General features: G+C 75.4%; 13 protein-coding genes. 9 read left to right on the top strand and 4 right to left on the bottom strand.

The features are described from left to right. Positions 1-70: 70 nt before the first annotated feature. A complete protein-coding gene (locus SCATT_RS05855; protein WP_014142021.1) occupies positions 71-1,222 on the top strand; it encodes a hypothetical protein in 1,152 nt (383 codons plus the stop codon). Continuing rightward, entirely contained in the window at positions 1,219-2,379 is a 1,161-nt protein-coding gene (locus SCATT_RS05850; RefSeq protein ID WP_014142020.1) for a M48 family metallopeptidase, read from the top strand. The genes SCATT_RS05855 and SCATT_RS05850 overlap by 4 nt, the downstream gene beginning before the upstream one ends. Here the strand turns inward: SCATT_RS05850 and SCATT_RS05845 are convergent. Beyond that, the gene (locus SCATT_RS05845) at positions 2,367-3,503 is read right to left on the bottom strand and encodes a mannosyltransferase family protein (protein WP_014142019.1); all 1,137 of its coding nucleotides are present in this window, start codon (positions 3,501-3,503) and stop codon (positions 2,367-2,369) included. The genes SCATT_RS05850 and SCATT_RS05845 overlap by 13 nt on opposite strands. Before the next feature lie 75 nt (positions 3,504-3,578). On the opposite strand from SCATT_RS05845, the gene SCATT_RS05840 reads away from it, so the two are divergent. Next, positions 3,579-4,709, top strand: coding sequence for a glycosyltransferase family 4 protein (locus tag SCATT_RS05840; protein ID WP_014142018.1), 1,131 nt, complete (start codon positions 3,579-3,581; stop codon positions 4,707-4,709). 39 nt (positions 4,710-4,748) lie between these two features. Here SCATT_RS05840 and SCATT_RS05835 read toward each other — a convergent pair whose 3' ends face one another. Next, positions 4,749-6,545, bottom strand: coding sequence for an AMP-dependent synthetase/ligase (locus tag SCATT_RS05835; protein ID WP_014142017.1), 1,797 nt, complete (start codon positions 6,543-6,545; stop codon positions 4,749-4,751). 287 nt (positions 6,546-6,832) lie between these two features. Between SCATT_RS05835 and SCATT_RS05830 the strand changes: the two genes are divergently transcribed. The 6 genes from SCATT_RS05830 to SCATT_RS05805 all read left to right on the top strand — a co-directional run bounded on the left by SCATT_RS05830 (position 6,833) and on the right by SCATT_RS05805 (position 11,739). Beyond that, positions 6,833-7,594, top strand: coding sequence for a metallophosphoesterase family protein (locus SCATT_RS05830; protein WP_014142016.1), 762 nt, complete (start codon positions 6,833-6,835; stop codon positions 7,592-7,594). Between the two features lie 102 nt (positions 7,595-7,696). After that, positions 7,697-8,173: an SRPBCC family protein gene (locus SCATT_RS05825; RefSeq protein ID WP_014142015.1), complete on the top strand. Its 477-nt coding sequence runs from the start codon at positions 7,697-7,699 to the stop codon at positions 8,171-8,173. A 7-nt stretch (positions 8,174-8,180) separates the two neighbouring features. Beyond that, the gene (locus SCATT_RS05820; RefSeq protein WP_014142014.1) at positions 8,181-9,335 is read left to right on the top strand and encodes an ArsA family ATPase; all 1,155 of its coding nucleotides are present in this window, start codon (positions 8,181-8,183) and stop codon (positions 9,333-9,335) included. Between the two features lie 95 nt (positions 9,336-9,430). After that, on the top strand, positions 9,431-9,886 hold the full coding sequence (locus SCATT_RS05815; protein WP_014142013.1) for a DUF5304 domain-containing protein: 456 nt from the start codon (positions 9,431-9,433) through the stop codon (positions 9,884-9,886). 54 nt (positions 9,887-9,940) lie between these two features. Further along, entirely contained in the window at positions 9,941-10,882 is a 942-nt protein-coding gene (locus tag SCATT_RS05810) for an ROK family glucokinase (RefSeq protein ID WP_014142012.1), read from the top strand. Between the two features lie 95 nt (positions 10,883-10,977). After that, the gene (locus SCATT_RS05805; RefSeq protein WP_014142011.1) at positions 10,978-11,739 is read left to right on the top strand and encodes an endonuclease/exonuclease/phosphatase family protein; all 762 of its coding nucleotides are present in this window, start codon (positions 10,978-10,980) and stop codon (positions 11,737-11,739) included. A gap of 498 nt (positions 11,740-12,237) precedes the next feature. On the opposite strand, the gene SCATT_RS05800 is transcribed toward SCATT_RS05805, so the two are convergent. Beyond that, positions 12,238-12,747 (bottom strand): hypothetical protein, encoded by a 510-nt coding sequence (locus SCATT_RS05800; RefSeq protein ID WP_014142010.1) that lies wholly within the window; start codon positions 12,745-12,747, stop codon positions 12,238-12,240. Then, entirely contained in the window at positions 12,740-13,534 is a 795-nt protein-coding gene (locus SCATT_RS05795) for an alpha/beta hydrolase (RefSeq protein WP_014142009.1), read from the bottom strand. The genes SCATT_RS05800 and SCATT_RS05795 overlap by 8 nt, the downstream gene beginning before the upstream one ends. Between the last annotated feature and the right edge of the window lie 157 nt (positions 13,535-13,691).

Genomic DNA, 13,691 nt, shown 5'->3' with positions numbered 1-13,691 from the left:
TCGGGGCGTGGCCGGGACACCGAGGTGGCCGAAGCGGGCCGTCGCGGCCGGATGCGCGACGGCTCTGGCGGTGTCGGCCGCCGCCTGCTCCACCCGCCACCAGGACGCGGCCGGCGCCGACGGGATCCGCGCCATGCTCGGCCGGCGCGCGGCGGCCGTGCTCCACCACGACGAGGCCGCCTTCCTCGCCACCGTAGACCCCCGCTCCGCCGCCCTGCGCGCCGCCCAGCGCCGGGTCTTCGGCAACCTCGCCGCCGTCCCGCTGGCCTCCTTCGGCTACCGGCTGCGCGCCACCGGCGGCTTCCCCGCGCCCTCCGGCGAGACCGCCGCCGAGGTCGAACTCGACTACGCGCTGCGCGACTACGACGCCGCCCCCGTCTCCGGCACCGGCTACCTGACCCTGGTGCGCCGCGACGGCCGCTGGTACGTGGCCGGCACCACCGGACCGGCCGGCCACCCCGGCGCCGTCCAGCCGTGGGACCAGGGCAAGGTCACCGTGGTCCGCGGCCGGCACAGCCTGGTGCTGGGCAGCGGCACCCCGGACGCGCTGCGCCGCTACGCGAGCCTGGCGGACGCCGCGGTGCCGGTGGTCCGCGCCGCCTGGCCCGGCCCGTGGCCCGGCAAGGCGGTGGTGGAGGTCCCCGCCGACGAGGCCGGGATGGCCGCGCTGCTGGGCGCCGCCCCCTCCGCGTACCAGGGCATCGCCGCGGTCACCACCGCCGAACTGCGCGGCTCGGCCACCGCCCCCGCCGACCGGGTCATCGTCAACCCGCAGGCGTTCGCCGGGCTCAGCGCGCTGGGCCGCACGGTGGTGCTCACCCACGAGATCACCCACGTCGCCACCCGCAAGGCCACCACCGCCGGCACCCCGCTGTGGCTCTCCGAGGGGTTCGCCGACTGGGTCGGCTACACCGGCACCGGACGCACCCCCCGCCAGGCCGCCCCCGAACTCGCCGCCGACGTCGTCGCCGGCCACCCGCCGCGCGCCCTGCCCGCCACCGCCGACTTCGGCACCACCAGCGGCGGCCTCGCGCAAGCCTACGAAGGCGCCTGGCTCGCCTGCCGGATGATCGCCGGCACCTGGGGCAGCGGCCGGCTCACCGCGCTCTACCAGGCCGCCGGACGGATGGACACCGACACCGCGCTCCGCCGTACCCTCGGGCTCGGCCTGGACGCCTTCACGGCACGCTGGCGGGCCTACCTGACCGAGGAGTTGAGGTGACCGAGGCGGACTTCACCGCGGAGGAGATCGCCCGCGGCCGGGCGCTGCGCCGCGCCCAGTGGCCGCCGCTGCTGGCCGGACGCGCGCTGGCACTGGCGCTGCCGCTGCTGCTCGGGCTCACCCCGGCCGGCGCCGCGCTGGTGACCGCGGTGGCCGAGCCGTCCGGCGGCGCCTGGTGGGCCCGGGTGCTCCTCGGCGGCCTCGCCCTCGTCCTCGCCGACACCTGCGTGCGGCTGCCGTTCACCGCCCGGCTCCAGGTGGTACGGGCCCGGTTCGGGCTGGTCACCCAGGGCTGGGCCGGCTGGTGGGCGGACCAGGGGCGCGGGCTGCTGGTGGGCGCCCCGTTGGCGGTCGGCGCGCTCTTCGCGCTCTACGGGCTCGCCGGGGCCACCCGCTGGTGGTGGGCGTGGGCCGCCGGCGCCGCCGCCGCGCTCACCGTGGCCCTGTCGTGGCTGGCCCCGGTCGTCCTGGAACCGCTGTTCAACCGCTTCACCCCGATGGCCGACGGGCCGCTGCGCGAGACCCTGCTCGCCCTCGCCGCCCGCGCCGGGGTGCCGGTACGCGACGTGCTCGTGGCCGACGCATCCCGCCGCACCAACGCCGTCAACGCCTACGTCTCCGGCTTCGGCGCCACCCGCCGCATCGTCGTCCACGACACCCTGCTGACCGCCGCCGCGGGCAAGGAGGTCGAGCTGGTCACCGCGCACGAACTCGGCCACGTACGCCACCGGGACGTGGCCCGCGGCACGCTGCTCGGCGCCGTCGGCGCGGCGGCCGGGGTCTGCCTGGCCGCCCTCGCGCTGCGGTGGCCGCCGCTGCTCCACCTGGCCGGGGTCGAGCGGTTCGCCGACCCGCGTTCCATGGCGCTGCTGACCGCGCTGCTCGCGGTGGGCTCGGCCCTCGCCGGACCGGCCGGGTGCGCCCTCAGCCGCCGTGTGGAACGCCGCGCCGACCGGTACGCGCTGGAACTCACCGGCGACGTACCGGCGTTCATCGCCATGCAGCGGCGGCTCGCGCTGGCCAACGTCGCCGACCCCGACCCGCCGCGCGTCCCGCACCTGGTCTTCGGCACCCATCCGACGACCGCGCAGCGCATCGCCGCCGCCCGCGCCCACGCCGCCGCCCACCGCACCGGGCGGCCCGATCAGATCGCGTAGATCCAGTCGGTGAGCATGTACGCCCCGAACCAGGTGCCGAACAACGCCAGCGCCACCAGCGCCGGGACCTTGGTGCGCCAGGGGGGCCGGGCACACGCGGCGGCCACCGGCACCAGCGTCAGCAGCGCGGGCACCAGCAGCCGCGGCTTGGAGTGGTAGTAGTTGGTCTGCCCCACGGTCAGCACGAGGATCAGCACCCCGTAGACGGCCAGCGGCGGCCACGTCCCGCGCAGCAGCGCCGTCACCACGGCCGCGGCCAGCGCCACCAGCAGCACCGCGGTCACCATCGGCACCCAGTCGTGGCCGCGGCGCAGCGTGTCCGCCAGGAACCGCCAGGTCGCCGCACCCCAGTCCCACGCGGTCTGCCACCCCGCCCGCTGGATCGCGAACCAGGCGTCCGGCCGCCCGGTGCGCCACCCCACCCAGGCCAGGTACCCCGGCACGCCGAGCGCGCCCACCACCGGACCGGCCACCGCCCGCCACTCCACCCGCCGCCGCCGGCGCGTCGCGGCCACCGCGGCGACCGCCAGCGCCACCGCCACCGCGGCCCCGGTGGAACGGGTCAGCCCGGCCAGCAGCGCCAGCGCCCCGGCCGTCAGCCACGCCTCACGGTGCGCCGCCAGCAGACAGCCCGCGGCCAGCAGCAGGAACAGGCTCTCCGAGTAGCCGATCCACAACGTCACCGCCATCGGCTGGGTGAACACCAGCACCACCAGCGCCAGCGCCGCCCGCGGCCCGTACAGCCGCAGCCCCAGCCGGTGCACCACCACGGCCGCCGCCGCCGACGCCAGCCACGCCGCGACCACCGACGCGTCGGCCCCGTCCGCCCCCGTGACCCCCGCCACCACCGCGATCACCGCCGGGTACAGCGGGAAGAACGCCAGCGGGCTGCCGGCCAGCGCGCCGTGCTCGTCGTACGACAGCGCGTGCGGGTAGCCGTGCTCGGCGATCTGCACGTAGAACTGGTTGTCCCAGGGCGTCAGCGCGGCCCGCAGCCAGTCGTCGGGGCGGGTGTGCAGCCAGGCCAGCATCAGCAGCTGGAGCGCCGCGGCGGCACCCCACACCAGCAGCGGCGGCCCGGCCGCCACCGCCGCCCGCCGTACCTTCACCGAGGAGATCGTCACCGGCAGGGAGCGTACGTGATCGCGGGCCCCGGGGCGTGCCGGGGGCGCGGCCGGCTACCGGTACTGTCGTGCGCGATGGACAAGACCCTGATCGTCACCAACGACTTCCCGCCGCGCCCGGGCGGCATCCAGGCGTTCGTGCACTCCATGGCGGTGCGGCTGGACCCGGGCAAGGTCGTGGTGTACGCCTCGACGTGGCAGGACAAGGCGGCGGTCGCGGCGTTCGACGCCGAGCAGCCGTTCCCGGTGGTGCGCGACACCACCACCATGCTGCTGCCGACGCCGCGGGCCACCCGGCGGGCGGCGGAGCTGCTGCGGGAACACGGCTGCGGCTCGGTGTGGTTCGGGGCCGCCGCGCCGCTCGGCCTGATGGCGCCCGCGCTGCGCGCCGCCGGGGCCCGGCGGATCGTCGCCACCACCCACGGCCACGAGGCCGGCTGGGCCCAACTGCCCGGCGCCCGCGCGGTATTGCGGCGGATCGGCGAGGGCACCGACACCATCACCTACCTCGGCGAGTACACCCGCTCGCGGATAGCGCCGGTGCTCACCCCCCGGGCCGCCTCCCGCATGGTGCAACTGCCGCCCGGGGTGGACGAGAAGACCTTCCACGCCGGCTCCGGCGGCCCCGAGCTGCGCGAACGGCTCGGCCTGGCCGGCCGCCCGGTGGCGGTCTGCGTCTCCCGGCTGGTGCGCCGCAAGGGGCAGGACACGCTGATCCGCGCGATGCCGGAGATCCTGCGCCGGGTGCCGGACACCGTGCTGCTGATCGTCGGCGGCGGCCCCTACCGCGACGACCTGGGCAAGCTCGCCGCCGCCACCGGGGTCGCCGACGCGGTGCGCTTCACCGGCCCCGTCGAATGGTCCGAACTGCCCGCCCACTTCGGCGCCGGCGACGTCTTCGCCATGCCCTGCCGCACCCGCCGCGGCGGCCTGGACGTGGAGGGGCTCGGCATCGTCTACCTGGAGGCGTCGGCCACCGGGCTGCCGGTGGTGGCCGGCGACTCCGGCGGTGCCCCCGACGCCGTCCTGGACGGCGAGACCGGCTGGGTGGTGCCCGGCGGCGACCCGGCAGCCGCCGCCGACCGGATCGCCACCCTGCTCGCCGACCCCGAACTGCGCGCCCGCATGGGCCGGCGCGGACGCCGCTGGGTGGAGGAGTCCTGGCGCTGGGACCTGCTGGCCGAACGCCTCAGGTCGCTGCTGTGACCGCCGGGCCGCCGGGACCGACCCGGCGGCCCGGACGGCTCACTTGGCGTAGATCGCCTCGATCTCGTCGGCGAAGTCCCGCAGCACCACGTTGCGCTTGAGCTTCAGCGACGGGGTGACGTGCCCGGACTCCTCGGTGAACTGGGCGGGCAGGATGCGGAACTTCTTGACCGCCTCGGCCCGTGACACCGCCGAGTTGCCGTCGTCCACCGCGCGCTGCACCTCGGCGAGGAGGTCGGGGTCGTCGCGCAGCTCGGCCGCCGTCGCACCGGCGGGCTTGCCGTGCTGCTCGGCCCACCGCGGCAGGAAGTCCGCGTCCAGGGTGATCAGCGCGCCGACGAACGGGCGGCCGTCGCCGACCACCATGCACTCGGCGATCAGGGCGTGCGCCCGGATCCGGTCCTCGATGACGGCCGGCGCCACGTTCTTGCCGCCCGCGGTGACGATGATCTCCTTCTTGCGGCCGGTGATCGTCAGATAGCCGTCCTCGTCCAGCGTGCCGAGGTCGCCGGTGTGGAACCAGCCGTCCTCCAGCGCCTGCGCGGTGGCCTTCTCGTTGTTCCAGTACCCGGTGAACAGGTGCTCGCCGTGGAGCAGCACCTCGCCGTCGTCGGCGATCCGCACCACGCTGCCGGGCAGCGGCTGCCCCACGGTGCCGATCTTCGTCCGGTCGTACGGGTTGAACGCGGTGGCCGCGCAGGACTCGGTGAGGCCGTACCCCTCCAGCACGGTGAAGCCGATCCCGCGGTAGAAGTGGCCCAGGCGCTCGCCGAGCGGGGCGCCGCCGGAGATGGCGTGGGTGGCCCGGCCGCCGAGCACCGCCCGCAGCTTGGCGAAGACCAGCCGGTCGAAGAGCTTGTGCCGCAGCCGCAGGCCGAGCCCCGGCCCGGCCGGGGTGTCCAGCGCCCGGCTGTACTCGATCGCGGTCTCGACCGCCTTGTCGAAGATCTTCCCCTTGCCCTGCGCCTGGGCCTGCGCCCGCGCCGAGTTGTAGACCTTCTCGAAGACCCGCGGCACCCCCAGCACCATCGTGGGCCGGAACGCGGCGAGTTCGTCGGTGAGGTGCTTGATGTCGCTGACGTGGCCCAGCTTGATCGGGGCCATCACGCAGGCCACCTCGACCAGCCGGCCCAGCACGTGGGCGAGCGGCAGGAAGAGCAGCACCGAGGAGTGCCCGGTACGGAACAGCGGCCCCAGCCGGGCCACCACGTTGCCGCACTCGGCGAAGAAGCTGCGGTGGGTCAGCACGCACCCCTTGGGGCGGCCGGTGGTGCCCGAGGTGTAGACGATGGTGGCCGGCGAGTCGGCGTCGGCGATCGCGCTGCGCTCGTCCACCCGCTCGTCGCCCACGTCGCTGCCGGCCGCGCCGAGCGTCTCGACCGCGCCGGCCTCGATCCGCCACACGTTCTTCAGCTGCGGCAGCCGCTCCCGCACCGACTCCACGACCGCCTCGTGGGCCTCGGTCTCCACCACGCAGGCCACCGCGCCGGAGTCGCCCAGGATCCACTCGACCTGCTCGGCCGAGGAGGTCTCGTAGACCGGGACGGTGACCGCGCCCGCGCTCCAGATGGCGAAGTCCAGCAGCGTCCACTCGTAACGGGTGTGCGACATCAGCGCCACCCGGTCACCGGGCTGCACCCCGGAGGCGATCAGGCCCTTGGCGGCGGAGCGCACCTCGGCGAGGAAGCCGGCCGAGGTCACGTCCTGCCAGCGCCCGGCGACCTTGCGGGCGAGTACGGCGACATCGGGATGCTGAGCGGCGTTGCGGCGGATGAGATCCGTCAGGTTGCCGTCCGCGGGGACCTCGTACAGGGCCGGAAGGCTGAACTCGCGCAAGACTGCTGCTCCTCGTCGGCGCCGGCTGCGTTGTCGGCTGCGCTGTGGCCATGAGCGCAGGCTCATGATCGAGAGGGGTAATGGACTGCCCGGACGTTACCCATCGGTAAGCGGTTGGGGATAGAGGGTCAGGCCGAGATGTTCGGTGAGTCACACGCGCCGCCGTCCCCCGCAGCGTAGTCCAGCACAGGGCTGACCCGCAGGTAACCGAAGGGGTGACGGCGCTGCTCCGGGCGGGTGGGGCACCCTTGGCATGTCCGCCGCCGACGGCGGTTACAGTGATCGCCATGCGGGTCCATGTCGTCAGTGACGTCCACGGCGCGGCCGACGCCCTCGCCACCGCGGGCGACGGCGCGGACGCCCTCGTCTGCCTCGGCGACCTCATCCTGTTCCTGGACTACGCCGACCACTCGCGCGGCATCTTCCCCGACCTGTTCGGCACCGAGAACGCCGACCGCATCGTCGAACTGCGCACCGCCCGCCGCTTCACCGAGGCCCGTGAGCTGTCCCGGCGGCTGTGGGACGGCATCGACCGCACCGCCGCCGTGGAGGCCGCGGTCCGCCGGCAGTACGAGCAGATGTTCGCCGTGCTGCCCACCCCCACCTACGCCACCTACGGCAACGTGGACATGCCGCAGCTGTGGCCGGAGTACGCCGGCCCGGGCACCACCGTGCTCGACGGCGAGACCGTGGAGATCGGCGGCCGGACCTTCGGCTTCGTCGGCGGCGGACTGCGCACCCCGATGCGCACCCCGTTCGAGATCGACGACGAGACCTACGCCGCCAAGGTGGCCGCCCTCGGCCCGGTGGACGTGCTCTGCTCGCACATCCCGCCCGCGGTGCCCGAGCTGTGCTACGACACCGTGGCCCGCCGCTTCGAGCGCGGCAGCGAGGCGCTGCTGGAGGCGATACACACCGTCCGCCCCAAGTACGCCCTCTTCGGCCACGTCCACCAGCCGCTCACCCGGCGGATGCGGATCGGCGCCACCGAGTGCGTCAACGTCGGCCACTTCAACGCCACCCGCACCCCGTACGTCCTGCGGTGGTGACCGGGACGACCGGCCGTCCGCCGTCCGGGCCGCGCGCGATAACCTGACGCCCCAGACAACACCAGCACAGGCGACGAGGGAAGTCCCGGAGGGGCCACGGCGATGGCGGAACACACCAGGTCGAGCATCACCATCGAGGCGGCCCCGGCCGAGGTCATGCGGGTGATCGCGGACTTCGCCCGTTACCCGGAATGGACCGGCGAGGTCAAGCAGGCGGAGATCCTCGACACCGACGAGCAGGGCCGGGCCCGCCGGGTCCGCCTGGTCCTCGACGCCGGCGCCATCAAGGACGACCACACCCTCGCCTACACCTGGGGCGGCCCCGACCAGGTCAGCTGGTCGCTGGTGAAGTCCCAGATGCTGCGCACCCTCGACGGCTCCTACACCCTCGTCCCGGTCCAGGGCGGCCACCGCACCGAGGTCACCTACCAGCTCACCGTCGACGTCAAGATCCCCATGCTCGGCATGATCAAGCGCAAGGCGGAGAAGGTCATCATCGACCGGGCGCTGGCCGGGCTGAAGAAGCGCGTCGAGGAGACCGGCACCGCGGCGGGCGGCGAGACCGGCACGGACGGCTGAGCCGGCCTTGCGCACCATCCTGATCACCGGCCTCGGCGGCGCCGGACGCACCACCACGGCCGCCGCCACCGCGCTGGCCGCCGCCCGGGACGGCGCCCGCACCCTGCTGGTCACCGAGGACGCCGCGATCGCCGCGCCGCTCGCCGACGCCCCCGGGCTCACCGTGCGCCGCACCGACGGCGCCGGCGCCTTCCGGGAGCGCGCGGCCGGCTTCCAGCAGCGCCTCGGCGGCCTGTTCGACCTGCTCGGCGCCGAACCGCTGGACCCGGAGGAGTTCACCGAACCCCCCGGCGCCGACTCCTTCGCGCTGCTGCACGCGCTGCGCACGGCCGACGGGTACGACGTGGTGGTGGCCGACCTGCCGCCGCTGCCGCACGCCCTGTCGCTGCTCGCCCTGCCCGAACAGCTCCGCCGCTACCTGGCCCGGCTGCTGCCGCCGGAACGCCAGGCCGCCCGCGCGCTGCGCCCGATGCTCGCCCAGCTCGCCGGGGTGCCGATGCCCGCCCAGTGGCTCTACGAGACCGCCGCCCGCTGGGACGCCGAACTCGCCGCCGTCCAGGCCGTACTGGGCTCGGCGGCCACCACCGTGCGGCTGGTGGCCGAGCCCGGCCCGGCCGCCGCCGAGCGGATACCCGCCGCCCTGACCGGGCTCGCCCTCTTCGGCCACCGGCTCGACGGCGTGGTCGCCAACCGGATGCTGCCGGACGGCTCCGACGACCCGTTCCTCGCCGACCTCGCCGACAGCCGCCGCCGGCACCTGAAGACGCTGCGCGCCGCGCCCGACGCGGACGGCGTCCCCGTCCACGAACTGCCGCACCTGGGCGGCGAACCGCTCGGCCCGGACGGCCTCGCCCGGCTCGCGCTGCCCGCCCTCGCCCCCGCCGGCCATCCCCGCCCCGGACCGGCCGGCGACCCCTGGACGGTGGAGGACCGCCTTGCCGACGAAGGGCTGCTGCTGTGGCGGCTGCCGCTGCCCTGCGCCGACCGCGACGGCCTGGACCTGGTGCGCCGCGGGGACGAACTCGTGGTGGACGCCGCCGGGTTCCGGCGCATCGTGCCGCTGCCGTCCGCGCTGCGCCGGTGCACGGTGGCCGGGGCCGCGCTGCGGGACGGCGCGCTCCAGGTGCGCTTCACCCCCGACCCCGCCCTGTGGCCCCGCTGACGCCCGGCCGCCGGACCCGTGGGCGGCGGCCGTTCGGGTACCGTCGTAACCAGGCGGCCGGCGACGCCTGACGGCCAGGCAGGGAGGAGTCCGCGATGAGCGAAGGCACGGACCGTCCGAACCCCGAGGCGGACGCCGACGCGTGGGCACGGGCGTGCGCCGAGGACCTCGCGGCGGAACAGGCCAGGCGCCGCGGCGCGACCGGCGACCGGCCCGGCACCGCCGCCGAGGAACTGCGTAAACTCGCCGAAGCCGTGGTCGAAAAGGTGTCCGAACTGGGCAGCCCCGCCGCGGCCACCGCCGCGCACACCGTGATCGCTCAGGTGAAGGCCGTCACCGACACCGTACGGGAACGCAACCCGGAGGTGTTCGAGCACCTCAGCGCGGCCGGCGGGGAGATCCTGGCGGCCTACCGGGCCATGGTCCGCGGCCAGGAGAGCCGCTGGACCCGCACCCGCGACCGGGCCACCGAACCGGGCCCCACCCCTCGTTCCGACCGCCCTTCCGACGGCGGCGAGCCTTCAGGACCTGAACACATCGACCTCGACTGAGCCGCCTCGGGTACGGTTGGCTTCAGCGGGGTTCGACCGGAATCTGAGGGACACATGGGACTCACCATCGGCGTCGACATCGGCGGTACCAAGATCGCGGCCGGTGTGGTCGACGAAGAGGGCACGATTCTCGACACCTGCAAGGTGCCGACCCCGCCGACGCCCGAGGGCGTCATCGACGCCATCGCCGACGCGGTGCGCACCGTGAGCACCGACCACCAGGTCGAGGCGGTCGGCATCGGCGCCGCCGGATACGTCGACAACAAGCGCGCCACCGTGCTCTTCGCGCCCAACATCAACTGGCGCCACGAGACGCTCAAGGACAAGGTCGAGCAGCGCGTCGGCCTCCCCGTGGTGGTGGAGAACGACGCCAACGCCGCCGCCTGGGGCGAATACCGCTTCGGCGCCGGCCAGGGCCACGACGACGTCGTCTGCATCACCCTGGGCACCGGACTCGGCGGCGGCATCATCATCGGCGGCCGGCTCCACCGCGGCCGGTTCGGCGTGGCCGGCGAGTTCGGCCACATCCGGGTGGTCCCGGACGGCCTGCTGTGCGGCTGCGGCAGCCAGGGCTGCTGGGAGCAGTACGCCTCCGGGCGCGCCCTGGTGCGGTACGCCCGGCAGCGCGCGGCGGCCACCCCGGACGCCGCCAAGATCCTGCTGGGCCTGGGTGACGGCACCCCGGAGACCATCGAGGGCAAGCACATCAGCGAGGCCGCCCGGCAGGGCGACCCGGTGGCCGTCGACTCCTTCCGGGAGCTGGCCCGTTGGGCCGGCGCGGGCCTGGCCGACCTCGCCTCGCTCTTCGACCCGTCCGCGTTCATCGTGGGCGGCGGCGTCTCCGACGAGGGCGACCTGGTGCTCGACCCGATCCGCAAGTCGTTCCGCCGCTGGCTGGTCGGCGGCCGGTGGCGTCCGCACGCCCAGGTGCTCGCCGCCCAGCTCGGCGGCAAGGCGGGCCTGGTGGGCGCCGCCGACCTCGCCCGTCAGGGCTGACACCACCGGATGCCGGCGCGGCCCGCCCGGAGGGCCTGCGCCGGCATCCGGCACGCCGTGCCTGGACGCCATTTCGACCCGGAGGGGGAAACGCCGTGACCGCACCCGTGGAGGACCTGCCCGCGTCCCGGACCGAGCCGGACGGTTCGGCCGTCGTGCGCGTCCTCAGCTACAACGTGCGGTCGATGCGCGACGACCGCGAGGCGCTGGCCCGGGTCGTCCGCGCCTGCGCCCCCGACGTGCTCTGCCTCCAGGAGGCGCCGCGCTTCTTCCGCTGGCGCAAGCGGGCGGCGTGGCTGGGCCGCCGCACCGGCCTGGTCACCGTCGCCGGCGGGGCGACCACGGCCGGCCCGATGATCATGACCACGCTGCGGGCCCACGTCGTCCGCACCGAGGAGATCCTGCTGCCCCGCACCCCCGGCCTCCACCAGCGCGGCCTGGCCACCGCCGTCCTGCGGTTCGGGGCGGCCCGGCTGCACGTCGTCAGCTGCCACCTGAGCCTGGACGCCACCGAACGCCGCCGTCAGGGCCGACTGGTACTGGAGAACGTCGCCGCGAGCGGCGAACCCCACGCCGTCGTCGCCGGCGACCTCAACGACACCCCCCAGGGCCACACCTTCGGCCACCTCGCCGCCGAACTCCAGGACGCCTGGGCCACCCGCCCCTGGGGCGGCGAACACACCTCCGCCCCCCGCGCCCCCCGGCAGCGCATCGACGCCGTCCTCGCCACCCAGGGCGTCGAGATCCTCGCCTGCGGCGTCCCCACGCCCCTCCCCGGCATCACCCCCGCCGACCTCGTCGCCGCCACCGACCACCTCCCCGTCCTCGCCGCCCTCCGCATCCCGCCGACGAAGTAGCCCCGGCGGACCCGTGCGCTCCTGCGAGGGTCGCGCACGGGTCCGCCGTGTGTGGGAGCCCCCCTGGCGTGGCGACGCAGGGCCCGCGCGTGGCGTTCGCCGGGGGTGCCGGGTCCTGCCCTCCGGGCGGCCGGGGTGTCGGCGTGGGTCGGGTGGGCCGGCGCGCCGGGCCCCGCCCGCGCGCTGCCGCGTAGGCCCGCCGTGAGGGTTCCGCCCGCGGGACGGCGGTGCCCCCGGCACGTTGCGCTGCCGCGGGGAGGAGCGGCCTCCGCGTACCGGTCGCCGTGCGGTGGAGGTGCCTGCCGTGGCGGCGCTGGGCGCACGCGCGGCGTGCGTGTCCGCCGGGGCGTCCCCGGGGGCGTCGTGGGGGTTCCCCCGGGCGACCGGGGTTCACGCGGGACGGCCGGGGCGCAGCCCCACGCAGCCGGTTCGCCGCGCGGGCGGGCGGTCGGGCAGGCGGGGGGTGACTCGCGTGGACGGGACTGGGGGGCAGGACCGTCAGACCACCGCACCGCCGGACGGGTCGTCCCCGTCCTCGTCGCGGTCCTTCATCCGGGCGATCAGCGTGGCGAAGCCGCCGAGGAAGCCGCCGATGCCGAGGACCATCGCCCACCAGGGCACCGGTTGCTGGAGCAGGACGTAGACGAGGAGGAGCACCGGGCCGCCGAGGACGGCGAGCCAGGCGAACTTGGCGGTGACGTCGGCCTGGGGGAGTGGCGGGGGTTCGGGGGGTTCGAAGTGGCCCTCGTCCTCCTCGGCCAGTTCGTAGTCGCGCGGACCCGGCTCGGGCGGCCGGATCACGAAGTGGCGGGGGATCGCCGGGATCCCGCCGTCGGGCCGGCCGGCGGCGGGCAGGTTCTCCGCGTCCGGCCACTCACCGGTGCCGACCGGGGCGTCCTCCCCGTAGGCGGCGACGATCTGCGCCCAGGCGGCCTCCTCGTCCAGCGGGGTGCCGCCGCCCGGGGCGGGGTCCTCCGGGCCGTCCGCCGGCTCCTCCCGCTCAGCCACCGGCCACCTCGTCCGCCGTACCCTCCGTGGCCGGTGCCGCCTCCGGCTCCAGCCGCCGCACGAACGCGTACGAGGTGCGGAAGATCTCCTCCGCGTCGTGGTCGAGGGTGGCCACGTGGTAGCTGCGGTCCAGGGTGCGCCGGGTGATGTCGGTGCTGCCGACGCCGGCCGCCACGACGTCGGAGTTGGCCGGGTCCACCACGTGGTCGACCCGGCTGGTCATCAGCAGCAGCGGCGCCGTCACCCGCGGCAGATCGGCCTCCACCAGCCGCCACAGCCTGGTCATCGCGTACACGGCGTGCAGCGGCGTGCGGTCGTACCCCACCTCGGCCTGACCGTCCTTGGCGATGTCGCTGGCGATCCCGGCCACCGACGGCATCAGATGCCGCAGCACCGGAACCGCCTTGAACGCGGCGCCGTACGCCCGCACAGCCGGGTTCACCAGGGCGATGCCGCTGACCTCGGACGGGTGCCGGGCGGCCAGCCGCAGGGTGAGGGAGCCGCCCATGGACAGCCCGAAGACGAAGACCCGGCGGCAGCGGTCCCGCAGCGCGAGCAGCTCCCGTTCCACCTCCGCGTACCAGTCCTGCCAGCCGGTGATCTGCATGTCCTGCCAGCGGGTGCCGTGGCCGGGAAGCAGCGGTACGGAGACGGAGAGCCCGCGGTCGGCGAGATACTCGCCCCAGGGGCGCATCGACTGAGGGGAGCCGGTGAATCCGTGGCACAACAGCACTCCGACCTCGCCGCCGTCGTGGCGGTACGGCTCGGCACCAGGAAGCAGCGGCACCGTGGGTCTCCTGTTCGGTGAGGTGGGGCTCCGCGGTGATCGGCGGACAGGTACTTCACAGTACGCGGCCGATCGGACACCCGGTAGGTCCGGCGGTGCTCGCCGGGGAAGATGCCGCGCCCCCGGCGGGATAAGGTCTAGCCAGTGACTGCGGGAG

This window comes from Streptantibioticus cattleyicolor NRRL 8057 = DSM 46488 (assembly GCF_000240165.1).
Lineage (GTDB): Bacteria > Actinomycetota > Actinomycetes > Streptomycetales > Streptomycetaceae > Streptantibioticus > Streptantibioticus cattleyicolor.
Note: the sequence above shows the minus strand (reverse complement) of the source record. Positions and strands in the feature narration are given on the sequence as shown.